Origin of the sequence: Enterobacter sp. HNDS-6 (assembly GCF_039850505.1) — a bacterium.
Classification (GTDB): domain Bacteria; phylum Pseudomonadota; class Gammaproteobacteria; order Enterobacterales; family Enterobacteriaceae; genus Enterobacter; species Enterobacter kobei.
On record NZ_CP156673.1, the window covers coordinates 2,902,895 to 2,916,377 of the forward strand.

Genomic DNA, 13,483 nt, shown 5'->3' on the forward strand with positions numbered 1-13,483 from the left:
GTTTGGTAAAACAGTGGCTTCACAAAAGGAGATCGCAATGACGTTACCGAGTGGACACCCGAAAAGTAGGCTGATTAAGAAATTTATGGCTCTCGGCCCGTATATTCGAGAAGAGCAGTGTGAAGAGAATCGCTTTTTTTTCGACTGCCTGGCTGTTTGCGTCAACGTGAAGCCTGCACCCGAAAAACGTGAATTCTGGGGCTGGTGGATGGAAATGGAAGCTGAGGAGAAACGTTTTACCTATAGCTACCAGTTTGGCCTGTTTAATAAAGACGGCAACTGGCAGGCCACCACCATCAACGATCAGGAAGTGATTGATCGCCTGGAATATACCCTCAAAGAGTTCCATGACAAAGCGAGCGCACTGCTGGCCTCTCTGGAGCTGAAGTTCGAACCCGCGGATAACTTTTCCAGCGAAGCGGTGAAGCTGACCGCGTAATGCTTTTCTCCCTCTCCCTGTGGGAGAGGGCCGGGGTGAGGGCATCAGACCGCATTCATTTCGGGCAAAAAAAATCCCGGCACATCTGCCGGGATTTTCTTATTCGGATAATCTTAGAACTGGTACGTCATACCCAGCGCAACAATATCATCGCTGCTTACGCCCAGTTTATTATCGTCGTCAATCTGGTTGATTTTATAATCAACAAATGCGGACATATTTTTGTTGAAGTAATAGGTCGCGCCGACATCGATATATTTCACCAGGTCTTCGTCACCAATCCCTTCGATATCCTTGCCTTTAGACTGGACATAGCCCAGAGACGGGCGCAGGCCGAAATCGAACTGATATTGTGCAACAACTTCAAAGTTCTGCGCTTTATTAGCAAAGCCGCCGGAAATTGGCGTCATATTGCGGGTTTCGGAATACATGGCCGCCAGATAAATATCGTTCGCGTCGTATTTCAGACCGGTAGCCCAGGCTTCCGCTTTCTGGCCCTGACCACGCGCCAGCAGGTTCTGCGCGTTGGTGCGGTCAGAGTTGGTGTACGCGCCGCTGACGGCGAAATCGCTGCCGCCGAAGTCATAGGTCAGAGAGGTACCGAAACCGTCACCGTTCTGTTTTTTGGCGTCACGGTTTTCGTTTTTGCCCTGGTACTGCAGCGTCATGTCCAGGCCATCAATCGCACCGAAGAAATCGGTGTTACGGTAGGTTGCAAGACCGCTGGCACGCTTGGTCATAAAGTTGTCGGTCTGTGCGGAAGAGTCGCCGCCGAACTCAGGGAACATATCGGTCCACGCTTCGACGTCGTACAGGGCACCCAGGTTACGACCATAATCCAGGGAACCAAAGTCTTTCAGTTTCAGACCCGCAAACGCCAGGCGTGTTTTCTGGGAAGAGTCGCTTTCGGCTTTGTTACCGGCAAATTCAGCTTCCCAACGGCCATAGCCCGTCAGCTGATCGTTAATCTGGGTTTCACCTTTAAAACCGAAGCGAACGTACGTCTGGTCACCATCTTTGGTGTCATCATCGCTGATATAGTGCATCGCTTTAACTTTGCCGTACACGTCCAGTTTATTACCGTTTTTATTATAAACTTCAGCTGCGTGAACGGATGCAGAAGCCACCACGCCCATAACCACTAATGCCAGAGTGCTCTTTTTCATTTTCGATCCTGTCTTATAAACGCGCTAAAAAAATTCGCTGGACGATAAGCTCATGCTTAAGTCCCGTGAAAAAACAGGAAGGGTTTTATCGTTCTGGAATGAAACTTTTATGACAAACTAAGAATAATTTTAAAAAACTGTGATTTATTATTTCGGTAATAAATCCGTCAAATTTTGCCGCTACGCTTCCTGATCCCGCGCAACAAAGTGCTTTGTGATGTACTAAGGCAGTTGGCAACCGGGCTGACTCCTGTTAAAACGTTCGTTCGACATTACTTTCCCTTATCGTTGAACGGCAGAGAATCATGAGTGACAGCCAGACGCTGGTGGTAAAACTCGGTACCAGTGTGTTAACAGGCGGATCGCGCCGCCTAAATCGCGCCCACATTGTTGAGCTTGTACGTCAGTGCGCTCAACTGCATGCCGCAGGGCATCGTATTGTGATTGTGACTTCCGGGGCGATTGCCGCCGGGCGTGAACATCTGGGTTACCCCGAACTCCCCGCGACGATCGCCTCTAAACAGCTGCTGGCCGCCGTGGGACAAAGCCGACTCATTCAACTCTGGGAACAGCTGTTCTCCATCTATGGTATTCACGTCGGGCAGATGCTGCTGACGCGCGCGGATATGGAAGACAGAGAGCGCTTCCTGAACGCGCGCGACACCCTGCGCGCGCTGCTGGACAACAACATTGTTCCCGTCATCAACGAAAACGATGCCGTTGCCACCGCTGAAATCAAAGTGGGGGATAACGATAATCTCTCTGCGCTGGCCGCCATTCTGGCCGGAGCTGATAAACTCCTGCTTCTGACCGATCAGCAAGGGCTGTTTACCGCCGATCCGCGCTCCAACCCGGAAGCCGAACTGATCACCGACGTTCATGGCATCGACGATGCGCTGCGTGCCATCGCCGGTGACAGCGTTTCAGGGCTGGGAACCGGTGGCATGGGAACCAAGCTGCAGGCTGCTGACGTGGCGTGCCGTGCCGGTATCGACACCATTATTGCGGCGGGCAGCCGCCCGGGCGTGATTGGTGACGTGATGGAAGGCATCTCTGTCGGCACCCGCTTCCACGCGCAGGAATCCCCGCTGGAAAACCGCAAGCGCTGGATATTTGGCGCGCCTCCTGCTGGTGAGCTCACCGTTGATGAAGGCGCGACGGCGGCGATTCTGGAACGAGGGAGTTCATTGCTTCCTAAAGGAATTAAAAGCGTGACAGGCAACTTCTCCCGTGGTGAAGTGATCCGCATCCGTAACCTTGAAGGTCGCGATATCGCCCATGGCGTAAGCCGCTATAACAGCGACGCGCTGCGCCGCATTGCGGGCCACCATTCGCAGCAGATCGACGCCATTCTGGGCTATGAATATGGCCCGGTTGCCGTTCACCGCGATGACATGATTATTCGTTAAGGAGCCAGAACATGCTGGAACAAATGGGCGCAGCCGCGAAGGCCGCCTCTTATAAACTGGCGCTCCTTTCCAGCCGTGAGAAAAACCGCGTGCTGGAAAAAATCGCTGATTATCTGGAATCGCAATCCGCTGAGATCCTGCGAGCCAACGAACAAGATTTAGCTGAGGCGCGTGAAAACGGCCTGAGCGAAGCGATGCTCGACCGCCTGGCGCTGACGCCGGCGCGCCTGAAAGGTATCGCTGATGATGTCCGTCAGGTTTGTAATCTGGCTGACCCGGTAGGGCAGGTGATTGACGGTGGGCTGCTTGACAGCGGTTTGCGTCTGGAGCGTCGCCGCGTGCCGCTCGGCGTCATTGGTGTGATTTATGAAGCCCGTCCAAACGTGACGGTTGACGTCGCCTCTCTGTGCCTGAAAACCGGTAACGCTGCCATTCTGCGCGGCGGAAAAGAGACCTGGCGCACCAACGCCGCGACGGTAAACGTCATTCAGCAGGCGCTGGAAGAGTGTGGCTTACCGGCGGGAGCCGTGCAGGCGATCGAGAGCCCAGACCGTGCGCTGGTCAACGAAATGCTGCGCATGGATAAATACATCGACATGCTGATCCCACGCGGTGGCGCAGGTCTGCACAAGCTGTGCCGTGAACAGTCCACTATTCCGGTCATTACAGGCGGTATCGGCGTATGCCATATCGTTGTCGATGACAGCGCAGAGATTGCCCCGGCGCTGAAGATTATCGTTAACGCCAAAACTCAGCGTCCAAGTACCTGTAACACTGTGGAAACGCTGCTGGTGCATCAGGGTATTGCAAATACCTTCCTCCCGGCGCTGAGCAAACAGATGGCGGAGAGCGGCGTAACGCTGCACGCGGATGCCAATGCGCTCGCACTGCTCCAGGATGGCCCGGCTAAGGTAGTGCCAGTCAAAGCGGAGCAGTACGATGACGAGTTCCTGTCGCTGGATCTGAACGTGAAGATTGTTAGCGATCTCGATGACGCGATTGCCCACATCCGTGAGCATGGTACCCAGCATTCTGACGCGATCCTGACGCGTACGCTGCGCAATGCCGATCGCTTCGTGAACGAAGTGGACTCCTCTGCGGTGTATGTCAACGCCTCAACGCGCTTCACCGACGGTGGCCAGTTTGGACTTGGCGCAGAAGTGGCGGTCAGCACGCAGAAACTGCACGCGCGCGGTCCGATGGGCCTCGAAGCTCTGACCACGTACAAGTGGATCGGCTTCGGTGACGATACAATTCGTGCGTAAATAATCACGGGTGATGCAAAAATAGCCGTTTGATTCAAAAGGGCATTGACGCATCACCCGGTTAGATCTAACCTTTTGCCCCGTGGTTACACTCGTAACCGGCCTCTCAGGGCCGATATAGCTCAGTTGGTAGAGCAGCGCATTCGTAATGCGAAGGTCGTAGGTTCGACTCCTATTATCGGCACCACTCAAAACTCTTCTCATGTCTACCGAAAACAACTCAAAGCTGTTTCCGTCCTGTAATCTTATTTCCTGTTATCAACGGGTTTATATTCGTTCCAGGGTTATAGCTTCACTGAAACTTAATACGCGACAGGCTGGCGCTGCTAAACCCAGAGAGAAAGCCTATAAGCTGACAGATGGTATCGACCCATCCTTTACCAGGAAAGAAGAAAAGCAGATTCGGGATGTACCACTCAATAATATGTTTCATTCTGTGGCGCTTGAGTGGCATGGCTTTCGGGAATATATAAAGATGTAACTTGAAAACTAACTCATTTTCAATTTATTATATAGTTTACTCTAATTCCTTCTTCTGCTTTAACCTCCAATATTATGAAGTCTGTAAAATAAAAAAACTCGACAAATAAATAATGTTGATATCATTTCATTAGCCAATTCAACTCAATTGTTTTTGCTCGCAATATTGCTGAGTCCGCCGGTCAATGACTTGTGTTTGTTATGCGCTGTAGTCCAGATTATGGCGCAGTAAATAAAGTTCTCTATTCGATTTAAGCCCCAGTTTGCGCATACCGGTCTGTTTCTGTCCGCTGATAGTCTTAATACTGCGTCCATATTTTTGTGCAATCTCTTTCACAGTCATTCCCTCCAGCAAGCCGTGTATGACTTCCTGCACTTTGGGCGACAAACTGCTGAGCGAAACCCGCGAAGCTTCTTGCGTTGGCGGCGCATGTCTGGAAGAAGCCTGCATTTCAGCGTAATGTAATTGCGCCAGCAGTACCGCCATTTCCAGCTCCAGATACACATTGCCGCTACCGACCACCTTTACCGCATTAATCATTTCAGCTTCTGACGCCTGCTTGTGAATGAACCCTCGTGCGCCATTGCGCAATGCCATGGAGACGCTGCTGGCAGAATAAAACGAAGACATCACTAAAATATATAAATTTGGATGGTGCTTATGCAAATAATTAATTAAGTTGATTCCGTTTTTTTTCTGCGGCAAAAGCGCAAAATCCATAAGCAAAATATCAGCATCATTAATGAATATATCCAGATCTGTGCAATCACTTACACTACCCAACAATTTAATATCAAACTCATGCTGGAAGAGATTATGAACGCCCCGTAAAAAAATTGGTTGATCGTCAAGGATAATGATGCGCAACGGTTGAGAACGGCTGAAATTCATGGGATCCGCTTCCTGTATAAATATTTTTGAAAAGTCTCCACGTGCAGGCTTAACTCTTTTGCTTTTTACAACTCAGATCGCCGACCATCAGCGTATTATTTTCACGCTTGAATGCATTGACATCCAGATGTACTTTGCATTGCTGATCGTTACGTGAATGAATGATCAGTTCCGGCGTATGTTCATGCATATCAGTGACAAAAAAACCATCCCCTTCAGAGATACCATGTCCGGCATGATTCACTAATTTGGCACCGGACAAAGGATTTCCGTTAATATCTACCACGCGACCAATCACCGTGACGGTTTTCATTACGCGTACTTTAGCGGTTGCTACCCCCCCTTTATTCAAGTGATAAGGCAGTTCCGTTGGCCAGACTTTGAGTGCTGGCGCATCTTTACCAATGAAATCAATTTGCATCTGACCTGATTTCCACGCATTCACGGGAATGAAATTACGACCGGCACGTAAAGTGCTGGTGGTTCCCATGCTATCCCAGGCTTTGAGGATGACATCTGCATCGTCACTCTCAACATCAATGATCATGCCGGTGTGACTGGCCCATGATTCAGGGGTATGGCTGGCTGAGACCTTACCGCCACCAACGGCAAGCGTATTACTCATGTTGATACCGCCACTCAATTTGCTGTTATTGCTGGTACTTTGCGCATATATCGAACCGCTGGCGTAGCGATGCGCGAAGTCGCTATAAATATTGCCGCTCAGACCATATCGATCGCCGGTGACCCCAGCCGAAAAGCTTTTAATGCTCCCTTGTTCAAAGGACTGGCTTATACCCGCGGAAGCGAACATTTCTCGTTCACCCCGGTTATCATTACGACTGCCCAATGTCGCGTTTATGCTGCGTCCACTCCCGCCCAGGGCGAAGCTGAGATTAAGGTTCGCTCCACGATTTCTTGTGCTCCCACTTTGGCGATAAGGACGATCAAAGCCGTTTAGCGTTAATGAGATTGGCGTGTCTTTAACGGTGAAACGAGTACGCCAGTTAGCATCTATCCCAACGCTCTTTTCACGTTCGTAATGCGTGCCGCGTAGCGAAAGCGAGTCGCCATTATCGAGTCGATGGTTGAGTGTCGCCCCGCTGGATTGATGCTTAGTGGTTTGGCACTTTTTGTTACCGCAAAAGGAGTTTTCCTCGCCGTACCAGCTCTGGCTATGATTCAGCATTAAGCTGGTTTGTGGTCGCATTTGCCAGTTGAACTGCGTGTCGAATCGCGACCCCAGACTGTCGCTCACGCCGACGCTGCCATAAAGGCGGACATTCTGCCCAGCCTGAATATCGGTTGAAGCGCCCACCTGGTTCCCGTTGGCATTACGTTGTCCTGCAGCACCTACAATTACACGCGGATGCAACAAATAGTTAGCGCTAGCACCCAATGCCTCTTTGCCACTGTTATCGTTAAGACGATTGTTGCCCAGCTGTTGTTCGACACCTCCATATATATTGTATTGCCAGCGACTTTCGGGATTGCGCCAGCTATTGGGCTTGTAAATTGTTTCTTCGCTGCGGCTAATTTCTTTACCCAATTCAAGTATACGCACCTCAACACTGTAAATGCCGGAGGGCAATACCGTAGTATCGAGTTGTTGCATACCCGGTTTAACCGGCTGGCTATTGATCAACACACCATCGCGATAAATTTCAGCGATTGCGTCTCGATTGGCAGTGACGTAAAGCGGATAGACGCTGGCCTGCCCCGACGTTTCTAATAACGTGTCTGAACTTCCAACCATCACGCCAACCAATGTTTGGCTACTTTGGCTGCCGGGCATTTGCGGCTGGCGCAAAATTCCCTGGCTATCTGGCATAAAGAGACCTGCTCTAACTGATTTCCCCGGTAGTTCACGTTGTAAAAAAAGCGAACTTACACGTGCCTCAGTATGACTATTCTCAACATCACTACGGCTGAGCTGGCTACTGGCCTGTGCCGTCCAGTTCCCAATACTGCCTTGCGCCTGTAAGCTTTGATAACCAGACCAGGGCTGCATTTCACCCCCAACTAAATTCATCTGGTTACGCAGTATCAATCCACTACTGCCGGTTTCAGGCAGAGCAATGTGACGCACGCCGCCCCGGGCATTTTTATCTGCATCGGTGGTGATATATAGCGCCGCGTTGATCAAGCTGTAATCAAGGCTAATTAAGCCGTCTGCACAATTTTTATCGCATTTCCCTAGCTTGTTCGACTGTTTAAGTGTATTTGCCCAACGATTACGGACTTGTGATGATAATTTGCTTTCCGAGAATTGGGAGAAATTAATAAGTTGTACGGTGTTATCCCTTGATAATAAAACCATGGCGTCACCTAAATACTCTCCATCCAGCTCAACTTTGGTCAGCAATGGCGCATCGAAGAAATGACTACTAAAATCTGCAGGCAAATTTTCTGCCTGTGTGTTCAAATCTTCCATGGCGAATGCAGTGACCGGCAGCGACATCAACGACATCATTACCGCAATGGTCAGAGTTTTTTTTGAGAATAACGTCATGGTTTTATCCGTTAAAAAAAGGACGCTGACGCGCCCTTGTATTCAAACAGGCACAATTAAAAACTGTGATCAAAATTCATGGTGACGGTGCCGTTATATTTCCCATCATCATAGGTTGGTGCTCCTGTTGGGCTAACCACCAGCGGCAACGTCTGTACTGTGGTAGTCGCATCATCCACAATCTCAACGGCTGAAGCAGCCCCAACAGGTAACGTTTTTCCGTCAATGGTTACTGTCAGCGGGATCTTCTTACTGATATCAGTTTCGTGAACTAACTCTGCAGCGGAAGCAATATAAGCCTCAATTTTTCCACTATTATTTAGCGCTTTCAGTTGAGTAGAAACATTATCCAGTTTCTGAGCACTTTGGTTCCACACCATCTCCTGTGTATTCGTGGCAAAAGTAGGGTCGTTAAATTCAACGAAATAACGCGTTGTTGGAACCGTAGCTTCTAAATCAAACTGTAGTGTAGTGGTATCATCTGCAATTGCCGTAGCAGAGGTGCTAATCAGTGCGGTAAGGAGAATTTTCTTGAACATGGTAGACTCTCAATAAGGGATTAAACATTAACCGAATGATTTCGGTGTACTTTTACTTCCTTCCTGCAAAATAAATTGCAGAGAATGATTGGTTTTCTGGTGTATCTGGTGTGTTTTACCAGGTAACAAGAAAACCGAATTTTCTGGCGCGCACTTTTTATTTATGCATTCTTTAATTCCGTCAATTAAAACTGTGCTATTGCCATTGTTCTTAAATGAAATGATTTGTCCGACACGTTCGATTTGCGTGCTGTATCTGACATTTTCGGGGCGTACAATAATCATTGCGCCAAATCCTGTCAGGATATTAATACCTGCACTAAGTTTTTGGCGATAAGCCTCATACTCCTGCTTAGATTGATTAAATTCATACTGATCTTTAGGTAATACTGGTGAAAAGCGTACTCGGAAATAGCGCTCCTGTTCACGCTTACCAGAAAACACTAATCGTCCGGACTGCATAGCCTTAGCAGGAATAATCATGCGCAATGGGGTAAACACCAGGCCATTAATGTTTCCGCGTGCTACCTCGCTTGCATCCATTTTTCGTTCAATTTTTTTTCCATCGTGTTGATAAATTATCTCACTGACTTCCGTGCGGATATAAGCTGTTTGATCACCGTTGTTACGAATACGTTTCAATAAGGTGCTTTTATCCGCATCTATAAATTCATACATAGAGCCGATAGAGATTTGTGGCGTTGCGGCTGCAATACCTGAAGCGGTGAATAGTGCAATACCTAATAAAGTTTTTAACATTGTGACCTCTCAGTGATTAACACCACCTCGTGCCCATGCAATATGAGGTTGTGCGTATTCAATGAGCAAGACTATGCCTCAAACTAAGCTTACTCTTACACAAGACCACTCTCAAAACATGAATGTCGTCCTGCAAGGAAGAATCCTTTTTCTCGCAAAAGTTATCTTATAACTGCGCCCAGTTTGAGAGTACTCCTGTTGGAGCGACTGCAAAAATAAAACAAGCTTATATCAACATCGAACTAAGAGATTATTATGATGAACCCTGTTATAAAAATTTTTATCCTATTACTGCTTACGCTTGCCACTAATCGCTTTGTCTATGCAGACGAAGTTATTATTACTACAGAGTTTACTCCTTCAGCCGTAAATCCTGGTAATAATGAATTTGTGAACACTACGCCTATTTCAGGGTTTTGTCAGACCAATGCAAACACGGCATATTGCAGAGCGGGGAATGTCACGATTGCAACTAATTTGAGTGCAAGAAATCGCGTATTAAATTTCAATAGTACCAGTTTAAGAGACCAGCTTTATCAGCGCATCGACAACGGGTGGCGAATTGTGACGTTATATGATCGAGGCAGCCGCAAACAAATCACCGCAACATTTAGAATAACGGCTGTGTTCACCAGGTTTGTGACCCGAACAGGATGGGATAAGGACAAGTTTTCCGTGGGTGGGCTATCGCCTGTTGGCGGTTGTGAGCGGGCCACTTCTCTAAGCAGTTCAACAGTTTATGATTTTGGGTGGATACATCCTGGACCTGGTCTGGAATGCTATAAAAAAGTCCCGGATGTAAATGTAAATGATATTACCATAAGTCCGATTTCCATCGGTTATGAGTTGAGATCGTTAAGTCCCATGTCATTACCCAATGGTAATTATGAGGGTTCAATTAGCTATTTTGTAGGTAATAACAATGCGATAGATTTGGGTAACGCCACTTACAGTGATGATGAGTTAAAAATTACGATTCGGACCACAATCAAACATGATTTCAAGGTTGAACACACCAGCTCTCAAAAAGTGATGCTGGAACCTCAAGGGGGCTGGGACACCGTAATCGGTTCAGGTTCATATGAGGTTCCATTAAGAGCACAATCAACCTTCGCTTTAACCGCTTCGGCACCATTTAGCTTATATCTTGAATGCGAACATAACCAGCTTGGCAACTGTGCATTACAAAAGGAGGGGTCAGATGAAACGGTTCCCGTTATTATCTCCGTAACGATGCCCCAAATGCGAAATATAATAACGGGTGAATCCGTGACAGATATGGTGCTACCGATGCGACAAAATCATATGCCAAGCTTTAATCTTGAACCTACACAATTTAATAATGCCGCTTCATCAACAGTTCAGTTTAAGATTAATGGGCCTGATAGTCGTAAAATGATCACCCAACCCGGTACCACCTGGAAAGGGGCAGTAACGCTCGTATTTGATGCCGATTTGCCTTTCGCCAGCCAATAACCTGCCCCTTACTACCTCTTCGAATGGGGCGATCCATTCCGCCTGACGCCAGTGCATGCTGGCTCAGGCTAGATCCCCGCAACGCATCTCCACTGCTTACAGCCTCATTACAACATGATTAACTTGCAAAGTGCGCCATTATTCGCAATCAATATCTCTTATTGAGATTATATTGATGGTTAATTCATGAAAAAGTGGATAACACTTCTGCTCTGTCTTATCACTTTATCTGCCGCTCAGGCGAAGCCGACAGCGCTTAGCCCGGAACAACTGGAGTGGATTAAGCACCATCCGGACGTCACCTACACCGTCAGCGACCGCTGGCCGCAGGACTTTCGCGTCAACGGTCATCCGGTCGGGCTCAGTCAGAGTGTTCTGCAGGAAATCAGCGCACGGACGGGGCTGCATTTCAGGTATATCGCTCCTGAAGACGCAGTAGCATCACCGCCTATGCTTGTTGCGGCGCTCAGCGTGCAATTACTTAGCGATAACGATAAATCCCGCTGGCTGATGACTCATGCATGGGCTAACACCATGCCCATGCTGATCGGTAAAAATACCGCGACAGGCATCCGGACTCTGGGTCAAATGTCCGGTAAAACGCTGGCGATCGAGAAAAACAGTGAATATGCCAGTTGGATCCGCCAGCATAATCCTGCAATACGGTTGGTTGAAGTTAGCGATGTAAAGGCTGCACTGCAGAAGGTTGAAGACGGTGACAGCGATGCTGCTATTGGCTCAGGGCTGGTGATTCTACCGCTTCTCCAGCGTTATTATGCACGTGATATGGCCATATCCGGACAGGTCCCTGAAATGGCCAGCAGCATCAATATGGCCGTTGATCCTCACTATCCGATACTGCGCGATATTATCAACGTCACCCTTGAAAGCATCAGCGCCCTTGAGGCACAGCAGGTTTTTGAACACTGGGTAGGTATTGTAGATTTTGGTTCGCCCTCGATAAGCGTGGTTATATACCATTATCGCTATGAACTTTTTGTTTTTGGCATTCTGTTAATGCTCCTAATGCTGACTCTGTTTTACGCCCTTAAGGCTCGCCGACGGGCGCAGAGAAGCGAAAAACAAAAAGAAGAGTTTCTCGCCATCATGAGTCATGAAATTCGCACGCCGATGAACGCCATTGTTGCCGCTCTGGAGCTCCAACAGCAGCCAGCGGGCCAGCATAAATCGGAGGAATATCAGTCGCTCGCGCTCTCTGCAGCCAATGATTTACTGGAATTACTCAATAATGTGCTCGACCACAGCAAACTCACCCATCAGCCTGTGCCGCTTCAGATGGCTCCCTGCGATATTCGTCAGTTACTCATGGTGGTATGTGACAGCCAGCGGCCGTCAGCAGAACGCAAAGGATTAAAGCTATATTCTGCGCTGGACGCTTTACCCTCCGATTTATGGATTGACGCAGATGCACACCGTGTAAGGCAGATTGTTAATAATCTTCTTTCAAACGCGGTCAAATTCACTGACGTCGGTAGCATTGCATTAGAGTGCACCTGGACGTCAGAGGAAAGTGCATGCGGAGTACTCTCCATCAGGGTAACGGACAGTGGTATCGGTATCAGTGAAGTCGATCAGCAGCGCCTTTTTCAGGCGTGGCACCAGGCTGAAAGCAGTGGTACAGGCCTTCGCAGCGGCAGTGGTTTAGGGCTCTACCTGTCCCGCCAGCTTGCAAAACAAATGGGAGGTGATATTTCGCTTAAAAGTGAACAAGGTAAGGGCAGCATCTTTACCTGCACACTGTCGGCGCAACGCGTACATCCCCCCGAAACGGATACGCCCACCGCGGATAACCTGCCCGTGCTTTCTCTGGGCTTAAGTGTGCTGATTGTTGAGGATCATCCCGCTAATCAACGCGTGATATCTGCGCAGCTTGATCTGTTAGGTTGCGAATGGGAAGTCGCTCAAAGTGCGGAGGATGCGTTTCAGTTGCTTGAAGATGAAAATTATTACGACCTTATGCTGCTGGATTGTAATCTGCCGGGTAAAGATGGCTACTGGCTGGCCGGTGAAATCAGGCAATATGAACGCCTGCACCAACATGAACGCATGCCTATAATAGCTATTTCTGCTGTCAGTAGTCAGGAACACCATAAACGGTGCCAGCTAAGCGGTATGGACGATGTACTGGTCAAACCTATCCGTTTAAACCCACTCGCAGAAATGCTTAGGCGGTATTGTCTCCCCTCTCATCAGGGGCTTAATTTTGGACAGCTCAACGACGATACCTCATTCGCAGGCAGATCCTCGCCGGTGATTAATGACGAAGTGCAGCAGCTGCTCAGACAGGACATAAATCAATTTCACCAGGCATGCGAGAGCCGTGACAATATTCAGATGATTTATTACAGCCACCGGATACGCGGCGTGGCGCAGATGTATAATCTTTCCGAGCTCGCGTTACTTTCGGAAGAAATTGAACAATCCTTGCGACGGCAAGGAGTGCCCGATCTGCTCAGAATTGATGCGTGGAGAAATAGACTGGATCACATCAAAATCAAATGAGAGTGCTCTTGTAGAGCTTGTGG

Annotated in this window: 10 protein-coding genes and 1 tRNA gene; 6 read left to right on the plus strand and 5 right to left on the minus strand. The window is 48.6% G+C overall.

What is annotated here, in order from left to right; genetic code table 11:
* The first annotated feature begins 37 nt into the window (after positions 1–37).
* Positions 38–439 carry a sigma factor-binding protein Crl gene (gene crl / locus ABFI50_RS13560; protein ID WP_014882682.1) on the plus strand — a complete coding sequence of 134 codons (402 nt, stop codon included), beginning with the start codon at positions 38–40 and terminating at the stop codon, positions 437–439.
* 113 nt (positions 440–552) lie between these two features.
* Here the strand turns inward: crl and phoE are convergent, their stop codons facing one another.
* Positions 553–1,605, minus strand: coding sequence for a phosphoporin PhoE (phoE, locus tag ABFI50_RS13565; RefSeq protein WP_014882683.1), 1,053 nt, complete (start codon positions 1,603–1,605; stop codon positions 553–555).
* A 305-nt stretch (positions 1,606–1,910) separates the two neighbouring features.
* On the opposite strand from phoE, the gene proB reads away from it, so the two are divergent.
* From proB to ABFI50_RS13580, 3 genes are all read left to right on the plus strand, one after another.
* Positions 1,911–3,014 carry a glutamate 5-kinase gene (gene proB / locus ABFI50_RS13570; RefSeq protein ID WP_014882684.1) on the plus strand — a complete coding sequence of 368 codons (1,104 nt, stop codon included), beginning with the start codon at positions 1,911–1,913 and terminating at the stop codon, positions 3,012–3,014.
* Between the two features lie 11 nt (positions 3,015–3,025).
* Positions 3,026–4,279, plus strand: coding sequence for a glutamate-5-semialdehyde dehydrogenase (gene proA, locus ABFI50_RS13575; protein WP_047343780.1), 1,254 nt, complete (start codon positions 3,026–3,028; stop codon positions 4,277–4,279).
* A gap of 111 nt (positions 4,280–4,390) precedes the next feature.
* Positions 4,391–4,466 (plus strand) — tRNA-Thr (locus tag ABFI50_RS13580).
* A 492-nt stretch (positions 4,467–4,958) separates the two neighbouring features.
* Here the strand turns inward: ABFI50_RS13580 and ABFI50_RS13585 are convergent.
* From ABFI50_RS13585 to ABFI50_RS13600, 4 genes are read right to left on the minus strand one after another with little or no spacing between them, the layout of a single operon-like run.
* The gene (locus ABFI50_RS13585) at positions 4,959–5,651 is read right to left on the minus strand and encodes a response regulator transcription factor (RefSeq protein ID WP_052684084.1); all 693 of its coding nucleotides are present in this window, start codon (positions 5,649–5,651) and stop codon (positions 4,959–4,961) included.
* Between the two features lie 49 nt (positions 5,652–5,700).
* Positions 5,701–8,163, minus strand: a complete 2,463-nt coding sequence (locus ABFI50_RS13590) for a CS1-pili formation C-terminal domain-containing protein (RefSeq protein WP_347484260.1) — start codon at positions 8,161–8,163, stop codon at positions 5,701–5,703.
* A gap of 56 nt (positions 8,164–8,219) precedes the next feature.
* Positions 8,220–8,702, minus strand: a complete 483-nt coding sequence (locus ABFI50_RS13595) for a CS1 type fimbrial major subunit (protein ID WP_100124812.1) — start codon at positions 8,700–8,702, stop codon at positions 8,220–8,222.
* 27 nt (positions 8,703–8,729) lie between these two features.
* Positions 8,730–9,461, minus strand: coding sequence for a hypothetical protein (locus ABFI50_RS13600; protein ID WP_069601762.1), 732 nt, complete (start codon positions 9,459–9,461; stop codon positions 8,730–8,732).
* Positions 9,462–9,716: 255 nt separating this feature from the next.
* On the opposite strand from ABFI50_RS13600, the gene ABFI50_RS13605 reads away from it, so the two are divergent.
* On the plus strand, positions 9,717–10,937 hold the full coding sequence (locus tag ABFI50_RS13605; RefSeq protein ID WP_100124814.1) for a hypothetical protein: 1,221 nt from the start codon (positions 9,717–9,719) through the stop codon (positions 10,935–10,937).
* Between the two features lie 186 nt (positions 10,938–11,123).
* Entirely contained in the window at positions 11,124–13,460 is a 2,337-nt protein-coding gene (locus ABFI50_RS13610) for an ATP-binding protein (protein WP_347484263.1), read from the plus strand.
* Positions 13,461–13,483 lie beyond the last annotated feature (23 nt).

Excerpts from the sequence above, each read along its gene's own strand:
- proB (WP_014882684.1), top strand. The coding sequence starts at position 1,911 with ATGAGTGACAGCCAGACGCTGGTGGTAAAACTCGGTACCAGTGTGTTA.
- ABFI50_RS13585 (WP_052684084.1), bottom strand. The coding sequence starts at position 5,651 with ATGAATTTCAGCCGTTCTCAACCGTTGCGCATCATTATCCTTGACGAT.
- ABFI50_RS13600 (WP_069601762.1), bottom strand. The coding sequence starts at position 9,461 with ATGTTAAAAACTTTATTAGGTATTGCACTATTCACCGCTTCAGGTATT.
- ABFI50_RS13610 (WP_347484263.1), top strand. The coding sequence starts at position 11,124 with ATGAAAAAGTGGATAACACTTCTGCTCTGTCTTATCACTTTATCTGCC.
- phoE (WP_014882683.1), bottom strand. The coding sequence starts at position 1,605 with ATGAAAAAGAGCACTCTGGCATTAGTGGTTATGGGCGTGGTGGCTTCT.
- ABFI50_RS13605 (WP_100124814.1), top strand. The coding sequence starts at position 9,717 with ATGATGAACCCTGTTATAAAAATTTTTATCCTATTACTGCTTACGCTT.
- ABFI50_RS13595 (WP_100124812.1), bottom strand. The coding sequence starts at position 8,702 with ATGTTCAAGAAAATTCTCCTTACCGCACTGATTAGCACCTCTGCTACG.
- proA (WP_047343780.1), top strand. The coding sequence starts at position 3,026 with ATGCTGGAACAAATGGGCGCAGCCGCGAAGGCCGCCTCTTATAAACTG.
- crl (WP_014882682.1), top strand. The coding sequence starts at position 38 with ATGACGTTACCGAGTGGACACCCGAAAAGTAGGCTGATTAAGAAATTT.
- ABFI50_RS13590 (WP_347484260.1), bottom strand. The coding sequence starts at position 8,163 with ATGACGTTATTCTCAAAAAAAACTCTGACCATTGCGGTAATGATGTCG.